The 13,825-nt window shown below is 61.5% G+C and carries 11 protein-coding genes, 1 tRNA gene and 1 pseudogene; 2 read left to right on the forward strand and 11 right to left on the reverse strand.

Going from position 1 to position 13,825, the window contains the following annotated elements; genetic code table 11:
* Positions 1 to 15 precede the first annotated feature (15 nt).
* From PYR71_RS02945 to PYR71_RS02980, 8 genes and pseudogenes are all read right to left on the reverse strand, one after another.
* Positions 16 to 1,263: an NAD(P)/FAD-dependent oxidoreductase gene (locus tag PYR71_RS02945; RefSeq protein WP_275618153.1), complete on the reverse strand. Its 1,248-nt coding sequence runs from the start codon at positions 1,261 to 1,263 to the stop codon at positions 16 to 18.
* An 84-nt stretch (positions 1,264 to 1,347) separates the two neighbouring features.
* Positions 1,348 to 2,625 carry an alpha/beta hydrolase gene (locus PYR71_RS02950; RefSeq protein ID WP_275618154.1) on the reverse strand — a complete coding sequence of 426 codons (1,278 nt, stop codon included), beginning with the start codon at positions 2,623 to 2,625 and terminating at the stop codon, positions 1,348 to 1,350.
* Between the two features lie 597 nt (positions 2,626 to 3,222).
* Positions 3,223 to 4,104 (reverse strand): aldo/keto reductase, encoded by an 882-nt coding sequence (locus PYR71_RS02955; RefSeq protein WP_275618155.1) that lies wholly within the window; start codon positions 4,102 to 4,104, stop codon positions 3,223 to 3,225.
* A 260-nt stretch (positions 4,105 to 4,364) separates the two neighbouring features.
* Positions 4,365 to 5,033, reverse strand: a complete 669-nt coding sequence (locus PYR71_RS02960) for a class I SAM-dependent methyltransferase (protein WP_275618156.1) — start codon at positions 5,031 to 5,033, stop codon at positions 4,365 to 4,367.
* Between the two features lie 249 nt (positions 5,034 to 5,282).
* Positions 5,283 to 5,582: a hypothetical protein gene (locus tag PYR71_RS02965; protein WP_275618157.1), complete on the reverse strand. Its 300-nt coding sequence runs from the start codon at positions 5,580 to 5,582 to the stop codon at positions 5,283 to 5,285.
* 154 nt (positions 5,583 to 5,736) lie between these two features.
* The gene (locus tag PYR71_RS02970; protein WP_275618158.1) at positions 5,737 to 6,108 is read right to left on the reverse strand and encodes a cell surface protein; all 372 of its coding nucleotides are present in this window, start codon (positions 6,106 to 6,108) and stop codon (positions 5,737 to 5,739) included.
* A 190-nt stretch (positions 6,109 to 6,298) separates the two neighbouring features.
* Entirely contained in the window at positions 6,299 to 6,619 is a 321-nt protein-coding gene (locus tag PYR71_RS02975; protein WP_275618159.1) for a hypothetical protein, read from the reverse strand.
* 195 nt (positions 6,620 to 6,814) lie between these two features.
* A pseudogene (locus PYR71_RS02980) lies at positions 6,815 to 7,378 on the reverse strand (hypothetical protein).
* Positions 7,379 to 7,640: 262 nt separating this feature from the next.
* Between PYR71_RS02980 and PYR71_RS02985 the strand changes: the two are divergent.
* Positions 7,641 to 8,066, forward strand: a complete 426-nt coding sequence (locus PYR71_RS02985; protein WP_275618161.1) for a hypothetical protein — start codon at positions 7,641 to 7,643, stop codon at positions 8,064 to 8,066.
* A 213-nt stretch (positions 8,067 to 8,279) separates the two neighbouring features.
* Complete coding sequence (locus PYR71_RS02990; RefSeq protein ID WP_275618162.1) at positions 8,280 to 9,128, forward strand: hypothetical protein; 849 nt, start codon at positions 8,280 to 8,282, stop codon at positions 9,126 to 9,128.
* A 467-nt stretch (positions 9,129 to 9,595) separates the two neighbouring features.
* On the opposite strand, the gene PYR71_RS02995 is transcribed toward PYR71_RS02990, so the two are convergent.
* The 3 genes from PYR71_RS02995 to PYR71_RS03005 form a co-directional block, all read right to left on the reverse strand.
* Positions 9,596 to 9,672 (reverse strand) — tRNA-Arg (locus PYR71_RS02995).
* A 123-nt stretch (positions 9,673 to 9,795) separates the two neighbouring features.
* Positions 9,796 to 11,316: an ATP-binding protein gene (locus tag PYR71_RS03000; RefSeq protein ID WP_275618163.1), complete on the reverse strand. Its 1,521-nt coding sequence runs from the start codon at positions 11,314 to 11,316 to the stop codon at positions 9,796 to 9,798.
* Positions 11,317 to 11,523: 207 nt separating this feature from the next.
* Positions 11,524 to 13,521, reverse strand: coding sequence for a methyl-accepting chemotaxis protein (locus tag PYR71_RS03005; protein WP_275618164.1), 1,998 nt, complete (start codon positions 13,519 to 13,521; stop codon positions 11,524 to 11,526).
* Positions 13,522 to 13,825 lie beyond the last annotated feature (304 nt).

Consider the following 13,825-nt stretch of genomic DNA (forward strand, 5'->3'; position numbering starts at 1 on the left):
GGTAACGGTTCTCATTCAGTATCGGTCGATGCGGAACGGGGTCGGGTCGACCGGCGGCTCAATGCCCGTCACCATATCGCCGATCAGCCGCGCTGTCGTCGCCGCATAGGTCAGGCCGAGATGGCCGTGGCCGGTCGCATAGAAGATCCCCGGCATTTTCGACGAGGGTGAAATGATCGGGATCGTATCGGGTAGCGCCGGGCGATGGCCCATCCAATCCGTCGCCTCCTCGAGTTTCAGGCCGGGCAGCGCGCGCCGGGCGTGGCGCACCAGCACGCGCGGGCGGCGGAAATCGGGCGCGGCATCGAGACCAGCGAGTTCGACATTGCCGCCGACGCGGATGCCACCCGCCGTCGGCGTCACCATGAAGGCGCGCGCCGGCCAGATCACCGAATAGCGCATGGAGATGCCCGGCTTCATGATCTGCGTGTGATAGCCGCGCTCGGTTTCCAGTGGGATCGGCTCGCCGAGCTTTTCGGCCAGAAATCGGGTGTGGACGCCGGCGGCAAGCACGACGGAATCGGCCTCGAGGCGGCCATCATCCAGGAGGACGATGACGGCGCCATCACCCTTGCGCTCGATGTTCCTGACGGCGCCGGAGACGAAGGCCGCGCCAGCCGCTTTGGCCGCCTCGGCCAGTTTGACCACCAGTCGATAGGGATCGCGGATCGACTTGTTGTCGGGCAGCAGCACCGCCTTGGCGATGGCAGGCGAAAGGGCCGGCTCATAATATTGGATGGCGCCGTTGCTCAAGACTTCGAATTCGAGGCCGTAGCGCTGCATCATGGCGAGGTGGCCGCGGTCGGCGGCAAATTCCGCTTCCGTCTCGTAGATCGCCAGACACCCCTCCTCCGTCATCAGCTCGGAGGCGCCGATCGCCTGCAGCATCTGCCTGAAATCGCCGAGCGCGCGCTGCGACAAGCTCATGCCGGCATCTTCGATTTCCCTGAGGCGTGACGGGCGGCCGGAGGCAAGGAAGCGCAGGAACCAGGGCAGCATCTTTACCGCATAGGAGGGCCGCAGCCAGACCGGGCCTTCGGGATCGAGCAGCCAGCCGGGCATTTTCTTCCAGGTCGAAGGGCCGGACCCGGCGGCAAAATCGAGGGCGATGCTCGCCATATTGCCGAAGGAAGTGCCGCGTCCCGGCTCGCCTTTGTCGACCAGCGTCACTTGAAGCCCACGTCGCTGCAAGTCGAAAGCAATGGAGGCGCCGATCACCCCCGCGCCGACGACAACAACCTTCTTCTTCGTCTCTTCAGCCATGCCATCAACCCAACCGCACGGCAGACAAGTCCGCCGCTTCGTCAATCTGATATATCAGAACGACGGTGATTGCCTATGAAATTTTTACTGAGTGGCGGGCAGGCCGGCGCCGACGCTGTCGCCGACCGAACCGACGGTGTTGTCCATCGACTGGCCGAGCCGCTTCAGCTGGGCGTCGTAATTGCGCCGGGTGCGCGGATCGAAGATGGCGATCGGCGTGCTGACGGCGACGCCGACTGCGCTTCCTGCGGTCTGGGCAGCCCCCATCGCCACCGCGCCGACGGCCTCGCCGAGACCAACATTGGAATCCGTGATTGTCTGGCCGGCGATCAGGCGGTCGCCGATCAGCTTTACCACTTCGGGGCTTTCGGCGAATTTGCCGTGGTTCAGCCGGTCGCCGCCCTTGAGCTTGGTGAGATCGAGCACGGTGATGCCGGCCGCTTCGAGCTTGCTGCGATAGGGCTCGGCCGAGGGGTCGATCTGGCCGAGGCGATCAATGTTGCCGGAAATGCGCCGCGACAAGGCGAGCGCCCGGTCGTCCTGCGAGACGAAGATGGTGAAATGCGGCCTGTCCTTGCCGAGGCTTGCGAACTGGCGGCCGAAGACGTCGACATCGAGATCCGGCGAGGCGAGGATGACATTGTTGATCCTGCCGGCGACCTCGCCGTTGCGGATTGCCATTTGCCTGAGCGCTTCGACGGTGAGCCAGGTGCCCATCGAATGCGCCATGATGGTGATGTCGCTGACGGCGGGATTGGCAGCGGTGCGCGTCAGCAGCTCCTCCAGCGCATCGCGGGAATAATTGGTGCTTTCCTTGTCGTAATTGTAATCGAAGATGCTGGCGCGCGACGGCCAGGTAAAGACGACGGGCACGACGTCGGCATGTGAATCACGGACGATCTGGGCGAAGCGGTAGACGGCGTCCTCATAACGATTGTTGAAACCGTGCACGAAGACCAGCACCCGGCGGCTTTTCGGCATATGGGTCTTCAGCCAGGTCTCGCCCGCCCGCTCGCCTTCGAGCGGATCGACGGACACGGTGACGAAATCGCGTAAGGGGTCGGCCGGCAGACGCTTCGGCCATTGCACCTGGCCGATCTTGCGATTGGCATCCGGCGGGATAGAGACTTCGACGGCGTTGACGGTGAGCCCAGTGCCGCGTTCGCCAGAGAAAAGCACAGCGGGATTGTCGTCGGCAGCCCGCGTCGTCGCCACCAGCAGATCGACCGTCGAAGTGCCGGGCGGCACGGTGCCGGCGGCTTGCATGACACCAACCGGCCTGCCGCCGCAGCCGGCGAGCATAAGCGCTGCAACCAGAAGACCTGTCAGGGCCGCATAGGGGGCGCGCCATTTGCCGATCATGACCAAACTCCAACCGGTGCGCGCACCGGACAGGGGGCGCCCGTTCAAATAGTCCGACGACGCTTGCCGAGTCAAACCGCGGTGAAGAACCTGGTGGGAAAAAGAAAAGAGCCTGGCGCGGGAGGAGGTGCGCCAGGCTCTTGATCCTGACTGACAACTGGGAGGAGGAGTGTTGTCAGTCCGATGTAAGAGCGCTGGGAGGAGGAGTGCGCTGCTTACGGAGATATATGTACCCCACGTAATTGATCGGGAATAGCGAAAATACCGCAATGCAGCAATGCGCTGAATGCAAGGCTTGCCCTCAAATCGCCAAGTCAACGCCTCATTTTGCGGCATGTTTGACCAAGTGGTCAAATTCTGATGAAAAATGAGGCCGCGCTGAGCGCCGACGGCTCGCCCAGCCCAAGCACCTTCCCAACCCCCCACAATGGGAGGGACTAAGCCGCAGCACCTGGGGGCGACCAAAGAACAGTCTTCCCGGCTGTTCCCGTTCTACGGATTGGCATGAGCGACGTAATGGAAGCGGTGCGGCGTCCCGCCCCCTCCCCCATGTGGGGATGGGTCTTGATGGGAACTGCCATCGGCTGCAGTCGCCCCTCACGCCGCCTTGAATGCCTTCCGGCCTTCGGCGTCGAGCGCCGAGAACTCCTCGTCCGAGAGGCTGATACCGACAGCCGCAACGTTTTCCTCCAGGTGCTTGACCTTGGACGTGCCGGGGATCGGCAGCATCACCGGGCTGCGCTTCAGCACCCAGGCGAGCGCGATCTGGCTCGGCGCGGCATTATGCTTCCTGGCGATCGTATCGAGCAGCGAACCTGATTTGGCGAGATCGCCGGCGGCGAGCGGATACCAAGGGATGAAGCCGATATTGTGCTTGGCGCAATAATCGAGCACATCCTCGCTGGTGCGATCGACGAGATTGTAGCGGTTCTGGACGGTGGCGACCTTGAAGTGCTTCGAGGCTGCCTCGATATCGGCGACGGAGACTTCGCTCAAGCCGGCATGGCGGATGAGGCCGGCGTCGAGCAACGACCTGATCGCATCGAACTGTTCCCTGGCCGGCACTTTCGGATCGATACGGTGAAGCTGCCAGAGATCGATCCGCTCGAGCCCGAGATTGCGCAGGCTCTTGTGCGCCTGCTGGATCAGATATTCGGGACGGCCGACCGGCAGCCAGATGTCGGGACCGTGGCGGGTGAGCCCGCCCTTGGTGGCGACGACGGACTTGCTGCCATAGGGATGCAGCGCCTCCTTGATCAGCCATTCGGAAACGTCGGGACCGTAGGAATCGGCTGTGTCGATGAAATTGACGCCAAGCTCCGGCAGGCGCTTCAGCGTGCGGATCGATTCAGCGTGATCTTCGGGCTCGCCCCAGATGCCCTTGCCGGTGACGCGCATGGCGCCGAAACCGAGGCGGTTGACCTCGATCTCGCCGCCGATCTTGAAGGTGCCTGACTTGGCTGCGTTGTGACTGGCCATGATCTTTCCTCTCTTGGTCAATGAAATTTTTTGGAGTCTGCGGGACGGCGGAACCCTGCCGGCCAGCGGCTGAAAGCGGCTTTCGAAGCGCGACTGCCCGCCCTGTCCTTGGCGCTGGCAAGGTGGTGGTGAGCAATGCGGGCGCTGCAACGCTTGAAATATAGGATGGTGCTACAGGGATAACAGGGATGGCGCCGGAAACATGGCGTCAAAGCGACGCCGGAGCGGATGACGGCGGCTCTTGCGTCGGCGCCTGCTGTTCAGGCGCCCGTTTCGCCGGAAAAGGCGGCGACGTCGATTTCGGCGTCGCTGCCGCGGTATCGCAGGCGCTCGCGGGAAAGCTCCAGCGGCTTGCGGCGGGAAATCCGGTAGACAGAGGCCGGCGGCAGATTGCGCACCGTACCGCCGATTCGCACGGCCTTCAGGCCGAGGCGGTCGAGGATCGGCCGCGGCACCGGACAGCGCGGGCCATAGGTGAACTGATAGACCGCCCCGCCCGGCCGCATATAGGTGAAGACGCCGGCAAGGATCGAGGCGATCTTGCGCGGCGACATCGACAGAAGCGGCAGACCGCTGATGACGGCGCCGACCGGTTCGTCCTCGAAAATATCGGCCTGGGCAAGATGGGCGGCATCCATCTGCAATACGCGCGCCGCCGGGAAACGCGCCTGCAGCGCATCGATAAATTCAGGCCCATACTCGATCAGTGTGAGATCCGCCTCGCTGACGCCGCGGGCGAGCAGCGCCCGGGTGAACACGCCGGTGCCCGGGCCGAGCTCGATGATCGGCCCATCGAGCGCCGCAATTTCGCTGGTCATGATTCTGGCCAGGGAATCGCCCGACGGCGCGATGGCCGCCACCCGAAGCGGGTTGCTGACCCAGGAGCGGAAAAAATGCAGGAAATCGGAGCATGCAGCCTTTGCGGTCATGACTGTTCCACCTGTCTGAAATTCAATTGAGTATCAATGCGACCATCGCGGCCAGCATGGCAATTCCAAGGCAGAGACGTCAATCGCCTGTGTGAGCCGGGGTTGCGACGAATTTTTTAATCGGCATCCGGCCTGTTTCCGCACCCGCGGCTACCTGGCGGGCGCTCGCGCAAGGGGTGGCGCCGCTTCGGCCACCGTCCACATGGAAGGGGCGGCCCGGAAGCCGCCCCCCAGCTCGATCGCGAGGCCTCAATAGTTGCAGCTGGAGCTGCTTGTCGGATTGAAGCCGAGCTTGCAATCCATGTTCAGCGGCTTTTTCGGGTTCATCATATAGGGTGAAGCCATGGTACCAGGGCCGCGCTCGCTGATCGAACCGGTGGTACGCCTGTCGTGCTGCACCTGGTTTTCTTCCCGGACAACCGGCTGCTTAACCGCGCCCTGCTCCGTTGCACTCGACTGGAGGGGAGCCGCTTCGGCCGAGAACGAGGAAAGGCCGAGCATTGCGCCGAAGGCCGTGGCCGCCAGGCCGCTTTTGAATGTCGTGATCATGATCGTCTCCTTGGGAGGATTTAAGGGAATTGACGCCGAGGAGTTGGGAAGCGGATCTGTCACATACTACCGCACTGCAACAGGGGTCACGAACATGTGAGCGGCGCCCCGAGCGAGAAAGAGGCGGCTTGCCGCCGCCTCTTCCTTTGCCGGCTCAATAGCCGTTATCGCAGGGCATGCTGCCGGGACCGATCGATCCCGAAAACGTAGGGTTGCACATTGTCGGAGCCGCCGGCCTGTTGACCGGCTGGCGGATGATCGAGCCGGTCGTGCCGGCTTCGACGCCGAAGGCGGCCAGCGGATACCAATAACCATCGGAATGGCGGCGGGTGCCTGGACGTTCCGTGGCAAAGCCCCGATAGCCGTGCCATGTGCCGGCATGTGCCTTATATTGCACTGCTTTTCCCTCCGAGACGATGGCCGGCCGAAGCGTGGGAACGGGTGCGGCCTCAGCCGGAACGACCGTCGCCAGGGCGACAAGCGTGCCGAGGGCGGTATTCAAAGGGACAAGACTGAATATCTTCATGATAAACCCTCCTTCGTGGATTTACCCTGCGAAAATGCCTTTGCGCCCGGCGGAGTTCCGCGATCACGCGCGACTTCCAAAACTCGTGATTGCAGGCGATCAGGCGTGACCTTATCGCGAAAAATTGTGAAAAGTCGCAATCAGGCGAACGCGCTGACAGCGCTGGCCAGGAAATATGAATTCTCTGTTCTCAGTTCGCGTATAATGTGCGGTAGCCTTGGCCGGAGAGGCAGGCGACATATTGCCGATGGGCGGCGGCGCGCGCAGTCGTTTCCGCTTCCAACGCATCGGCCTGGGCATATCCCGTCAGCTGCGCGCGTAGCTCATACTGGCGCTTCGCCTCGTCATACATCGCATTGCCATCGGTCACGCAGATGCCGTGTGCAACGGCCGGCGGGTTGACCGGCACGCCGACGGCGAGCAGCACCGGGTCGTTGGCATGATCGACGCAGCCGGAAAGAACCGCCATCATCGCCACCGCGCCCAGACCCCGAAAAATTCCCATCGCCATGCATTCCTCCGGCCGAAAGCGCGTCAAACATCGTCACGCTCGCGGATACACCAGCAAGGTTGCGCGAAACTAGGCGGCCACGAGATCGTGGCTTGATCTAGCGGGAGGAATTCCCTGCCAGAATCTACATCGCACTGCTGAATCCCGAAATTGGTTGCGGTATTGAAATCATTGCCCCTTCCCTCGCCCGAGCGCTCACGAGGCGCGGCGAATTTCGGGATCCCGAAGTGGCGGTTTTTCTTCCTGCCGACCCGCCCGCGTTCGTCGGCTGCAAGCTTGCGGTCTATCTCCGACCACCTCCGGCACCTCTCCGCCGTGCATCGCCGCCAATCATGCGTGGGCGGCGCGCCTTCATGGTCACCGACAAACGTCAGCGTGAAGATATTCGGATGCGCGACACCGCTGCCCGCCCGGCCGCAGCGAACCTTGACGAGACCCTTATAGTCCAGTTCGTCGAGGGCATCGGCCACATATTCGCCGGTGACGCCGTAGGAGACGAACTGCGGGTGGGTCACGACAAGCCTGCCATTTGCCAGGGCGGCGTGCGCGGTGTGCTCGACGATGATGCGGAAGAAGGCGCGGCTGGCATTGGCGCTCAGTGAGGTGAACGCCGGTGATTCCAGCAGTTGGATCGTCAACCATTGCCAGCGAAGCCTGCCGTCGTCGCTGCCGCTTGGCGGCGCCGTATGTTTGCGCCACGAGTGACCGCGTCTTGCCGGCACTGGTGCGGCTCTTGTCACGAGGGCCGAATTCCGCCATCAGACCCTCGCCTTGGCTGTCGGCACGTCCGTGCGGGGGGCGACAGAGGAACTCGTTTTTTCACGCCTGCGGAGTGAACGACCGACGCAAGCGGCGACATCGCTACTCGTCACAATATTCTTCGACATTCAACATTCCATGGTTGCAACGGCGAGCAATCTAGCGTAAGAACATTCCGTGAACTAGGAAAATAGTCTTACATGTTTTGATGTCCTGATCCCATCAGACGGTGACAGGCAATCGCACACGGTTGGAGGCCAGGATGCGAACGTTCGGCATGAGGAAGAAGGGCGCGATGGTCTATGGCCAGCGGCTACTGGCACTGGGTTCGATCTTGCTGGGAAGCACCGCCCAGGCTTTTGCCTGCGATCAGCCGGTTGTGATTTCCAACTGGTCGTTCTGTGCGACCGGCAATGTCAGCGCCGAGGGCGGCGCCGCTGATTGGAAAGTCGTTCCTGCGTGGACTCGCGAGAAAGCCATAAGCGCGTATTTCGGAAATGACCCGCGGCTCTTGGCAAACCACGGACTTTGCAACGCCAAATTCCATCGGGTCGTCCTCTGCCAGCCGGGATGGCAAACGGGCAACCCGGATGAGTGCTCATATCTGGTTTGCAGCGGCTATTACTCATCCTTGTTCGGGAAGGAAGAAAGGGAAGCCTATGAGAGAGACTTCCCGGCCAAGCAATAGTTTTTCGCTTCGCTGCCCTGGGGCACGAATTGGAGCGACGGTTGCGGCAAACTTTTCAGGGGGACGTCCAGGACACCGGCCGTTTGCTGTTGGGCGAGACAGGGCGGAAGTCAGCCAACCAGCGCATCATCTGGACCGTCATTTCCAAGCGACCATCGGTGGAGATCAGCCAGCCGAGTGATTGAATTCTTCGTCATCTAATTGGGGGGAGACTTGAAGAACATTGTAGGAAATTTTGGCGTCTCGATCTTTGGGATCGCGACATTTTTACTGACCGTCATCGTGGTTGTAGCAGGTAACCAATTTACCGATTTCAACTTTTTCACATTGAGCTTCTTTGTTGTCGTTCCAGCGGGCGCTCTCCTCTGTGGTGCTGCTGCCGCGAGCGGCTACTATTTTGGTTCGCTGTTGTTTCATACGCGGCCAACCGTGCTGATCCTAATACAGATACTTGTCGTTGCCGCCATCGCCCAGTTCGCGATCTATTATGGCGAATACAGTTTGTTGGATTTAGGGAACGGGCGTATGGCGTCCGATGTCGTTAGCTTCAGCGAATACCTCGATATCTATCTCAGCCACACGAGTTTGCGGGTTGGCCGAGCAGCAACGAATACTGGCGATATCGGCGACTACGGTCGCATCTTGGCATTCATTCAATTCCTTGGTTTTGTGGTGGGCGGGGTGTTCGTCTGGCTCATGCTGCGGGTCTATCCAGTATGCGAAAAGTGCGGTCGATATCTCCGGACCTTGGCCAAGAAGCAGCAGATTTTCTCCACGCAGGAGGACTTCACTCGCTACTACGACAACCTTTTTGAGGTGCCGGTGGACGGTCCTCACTTCGCGCAGTTGATGAAATGGCAGCCGGGCAAGGGCGAGAAAATCGTTAAGGGAACGATTCAGACTCAAACGACTCTGCGGGGCTGCCCGAACTGCCGCAGTCAGCGCATCTCCCAGGAGGTGAAGGTTTGTGGTGACAAGGAATTTCGTGATGTTCCTCAGTTAACCAGGCATATCCGCGTTCCAGACGGGATCGACCTTAAACCAGTCGTGAGGGCCGTTTGATGACACGGCGTAGGACGGTGGTGGTCTAGCGACGACCGAGACCGAGGAGTTGTGCTAGTTCCACGATCTCGGCAATGCGACGCCCATGCCGTCCAGCAGCCGCCAGAGCGGTTGACGTCCTTCTTGGCCCTGCTGAGGATGACAGTCGTGATCTCATCCGAGATCGGATAGCGGCTCTCAGACGCAGCCTCGACGCTCTTGGGCAGTTCCAGCTTGCTGAACGGGTTGGTGAAGCGGGCTTCGTCCTCGGTGATGTAACAGGAAAAAGGCTTCGCCTGACCAGGTGGTGCGATCAACTCGCTCTTACCGATGAACGGCTTCAGTTCAGGCGGAACCCCTGCGCCGGTAGCTCTTGAACGTATCGCAAGACTATCCCCATTGCGTACCCTTCCATGTACACGAATGTGTACCCGAGGCCGCTCTAATGGATTGAGAACGTTGATGTTTCTCGACAACTTGGGAGAAAATGGCGCACCCGAAGAGATTCGAACTCCTGACCCCCAGATTCGTAGTCTGGTGCTCTATCCAGCTGAGCTACGGGTGCGTGGCAGAAGCGGCGGTACCGCTTGCGTGGGCGATCCTCTAAAGGGTCCTTTCGGACAATGCAAGAGCATTTCTGAAAAAATCGCGTCTTTGCCTGTTTGCAGCCGCGGCGGGCGAAATTCCCTCACTTCTCGCTGTGCGTCCGGTTGCGGTAATCGTCCAGCGAGACCGGGCGATCGGGGATTTCGATGCGGAACTGGGTGCCGACCGTTGGTTTTTCCACAAGCGCGATGGTGCCGCCATGGGCGAGCACCAGTTCGCGGGCAATGGTGAGACCGAGGCCGGTGCCGCCGGAACGGGCCGAACCGCGGAAAGCGGCAAACAGGTTCTGGCGGGCCTTCAGCGGCATGCCGGGACCGGTATCGTCCACGGTGATGCTGACGACGCTACCGACGCGCTGGGCGGAGACGGTGATGCGGCGAATGGCGCCGGGGCCGCCCTCGCCCGGCGCGGTCAGCGCCTGCAGGGCGTTGCGGCAGAGGTTGTGAATGATCCGGAAAAGCTGTTCGCCATCGGCATCGACCTCGAGATCGGCAGCGAACTGCTCGATGAATTCGATGCCGCTGTGCGGATCGATCGCCAGCATGTCCCTGACGTCCTGGGTCAGCTCCAGCAGCCGGACATGGCGGCGGCGCGGGGCGGATTCGCTCGCCTTGCCGTAGGACAGCACCTCCGTGGTATAACCGACCGCCCGGTCGATGGTGCGCAACAGCTTCGGCGCGAAGCTCTTGACCATCGGATCATCGACATCAACCAGCCGGTCCGACATCAGCTGCGCAGAAGCCAGGATATTGCGCATGTCATGATTGATCTTGGAAACGGCAAGCCCGAGCGCTGCCAGGTTCTTCTGCTGCTTCAGCGTCTTCTGCAGCTCCATCTGCATCGAGGTGAGATTGCGGCCGGCGACCGCCAGCTCGTCGCGGCCGCCGTCGCCGATATAGACATGGGCCGGGTTTTCGGGATCGGAGGAGAATTGCTGCATGCTGCCGGTCAGCCGGCGGATCGGGCCGATAAGGAGGCGGTTGATCGCAAAGAAGATCAGCGTCGCCGTGAACAGCGAGATCAGCACCGACAGCAGCAGCACGTTGCGTGAATAGGCGAACATCGCCGTGCGCAGCGGACGGTCCTTCATCACCACCTCGACGCCGACCTTGGTTTCGCCGACAGGACCATAGACACGGATAATGCGGCTGCCGCCGAAGATCAGGGTGTCGAGCGCGTCGCGGATCGCCGTCAGCGGCGGCACGTCGGTCAGATCATAGGATTCGTCGACCGAGGTCGGCATGTCGGTTGTCGCCAGAAGCCGCGAGGTGCCTTCCTTGCGCAGCACGATCGCCTTGGTGCCGGTCGCCTCCAGCGTCTCCTTCTGCAGCGCGCGCGGCAGCTCGATCGGCTGCAGCCCATCGATGACGATGGCGGCGGCGGCGGCGGTGTTCAGCCTGTCCTGCAGCCAGCGCATGCGCATGCTGGCGACCGAGGGAAAGAAGATCAGGATTTCGGCGAGCATGATGAAGAAGACGGTGAGCCAGAGCAGCTTACCGGACAATCCGCCGAACATGCCGACGGACGGGCACCGTCCCTTGGCGGCCTCGCCGGCCGCCGGTATGTGTGCCGAAGGATCGTCGCCCTGGTTTCGAACCGGCATTTGAGTCTCGCCCGACTAGCGGCATGCGCCGCCCTCACCCGCTAGAGCATGATGTCGTCCGAAAACCGCTTACACTTTTCGGCGTCATGCTCTGGAGCCTTATATTAGACCAACAGGCTCCGCTTTCAAATCTTTGCGATCAGCGTCATGTCGTCACAAAGAAACGCCGCCCGGAGGCGGCGCTCGAAGACGCGTGAAGGTCGGAGATCAGAACTCTTCCCAGCTCTGTTCGGCTGCGGCCGCATTGCCGCCGAAGGCGCGGGCGACCTTGGCGATCGCCCGGCGGGCGGGGGAGGCGACCGGCTGCCGGTGCGGCTCGTTGCGGACGAGCGCCACGGGTGCTGCCCCATCCGACAGCTTGAAGCGGGCGATGAGGTGCACCAGCCCGTTGGCTTCGGCCGAAAGCCTGTGGGTGGCGGCGGACGTTTCCTCCACCATCGCGGCGTTCTGCTGCGTCACCTGATCCATCTGGTTGACGGCGGTGTTGACTTCCTTGAGGCCGGTCGACTGCTCGACCGCGGCGGTGGCGATCGAATGGATATGATCGTTGATGGCGATGACTCGGGTGCCGATTTCCGAAAGCGCCTCGCCGGTCGCCTGGACGAGCTTGACGCCGACCTGCACTTCGTCGCCCGACTTGGTGATCAGCGCCTTGATGTCCTTGGCGGCCGTTGCCGAGCGCTGGGCAAGTTCGCGCACTTCCTGGGCGACCACGGCAAAACCCTTGCCGGCCTCACCGGCGCGTGCCGCTTCGACACCGGCATTCAGCGCCAGAAGATTGGTCTGGAACGCGATCTCGTCGATGACGTTGATGATCTGGCTGATCTCGCGCGAGGCCTGTTCGATGCGGCCCATCGCCTCGACGGCATTGCGCACGACAACGCCGGAACGGCCGGCATTTTCCTTGGCTTCGGACACCATGACGGTGGCTTCATGTGCCCGCTCGGTGGAATTCTGGACGACGGCGGTGATCTGATCGAGCGCGGCGGAGGTCTGTTCGAGGGCGGCCGCCTGCTGTTCGGTGCGCTTCGACAGATCATCGCTGGCATTGCGCAGCTCGGCGGTGTTGCCGTTCATCGCTTCCGTCGTCTCGCGCACTTCACGCATCGTCGCCTGCAGCGTCACGAGGCTGTTGTTGACATTCTGCTGCAGCTCGGCAAAGGCGCCCTGGAAGCTGCCGTTCATCGTCTGGGTGAGGTCACCTTCGGCAAGACTTGCGATGACGCGGCGCGTCTCGCCGATGCCGGCATCGACGCTCGACAGCAGCGTGTTGATGTTGCCGGCGAACTGGTTGAGGTTCTCGTCCTGATAATCCTTGTCGATGCGATGGCTGAAATCGCCGGCCGCAGCCGCGGCGACGACGACCGACATGCTGGACTGCAGATCGTCGCTCTTGGCGCGCATCGCCGCTTCCTGGGCGTTCAGGCGCTTGACGGCCAGGCCATTCTCCTTGAAGACCGCGACCGCGGCGGCCATCTCGCCGATTTCGTCCTGGCGACCGGCAAAGGGAACCTCGGCGTCGAAATTGCCGTTTGCGACCTCCTTGATCGCGTGGGTGACACGCTTGATCGGGCGGCTGAGATGGCTGGTGCCGATATAGAAGCCCATGCCGATGCCGATCGCGATGCCGATCCCGGTAATGCTGAGGACGAGCATGAGAACCCAGGAGCGGAAGCTTTCGATCTCGGCGTCGACCGCCTCGAGCGCTGCCTTGTCGGTCGCGACGACGGCGTCGATTTCCGCCTGGAAAGCCTTCCGGTTGGCACGATTGGCTTCGTTGTTGCCCTGCTGGCTGGCCGCCTCGGGCCCGACTTCCGTACCAAGCCGTGCCGTTTCCATGCGGAAGGTGCGAAATTCGGCGGCGCGGGCGACGAGCTTGGCGAAATCGGCCTTCTCGCTTTCGGGAACGAGCGGCGCCCAGCCGGCAATGACCTTGTCGATCTCGTCCAAGGCGGCCATGAGCCCCTTGGCAAAATTCGGCGTATCCTTGATTGTCTTGGCCGCATAGATGCCGCGGGATTCCATGACGACCGCGGTGACGAAACGGTTGAGGCGCTCGCCGGCATACGCGCGGCCGGCCGCCTGCTCGTAGGCTGTGAGGTTGCGGCTGTATTCGCGCATGGCGGACAATGCCGTTGCGCCAATCAAAAGCGCTACCCCGCCCATCACGCAAACGAGCAGATTAATTTTCCCCCGGATCTTCAATGCAGTGCCTCCTAGCAACCCAAAACTGCCTGGAAAGCAAATTCCCAGCCGATCATCGGACTATCGGCGGAATTCCTTAAAGTTGGATTTCTAATGTTTACGATTATGACCACAAAAAATAATAATGCCGGCTCAATTCGGAGACGCAAATCGCTGAAAACTAAGGCTTTTTCAATCCCGGCAGCAACAAAGTACAACCTCCTGGAGCAAAACATGATCGTTAACACTTATGTGCGAAAACCGCGCGCCGGTCAGCATTGCCTGTGAAATGATCCGGTATAATTGACTTTTGCGGCCTTCATCC

It is taken from the genome of Rhizobium mulingense (assembly GCF_029194105.1).
In the GTDB taxonomy this organism is placed as follows: Bacteria; Pseudomonadota; Alphaproteobacteria; order Rhizobiales; family Rhizobiaceae; genus Rhizobium; species Rhizobium mulingense.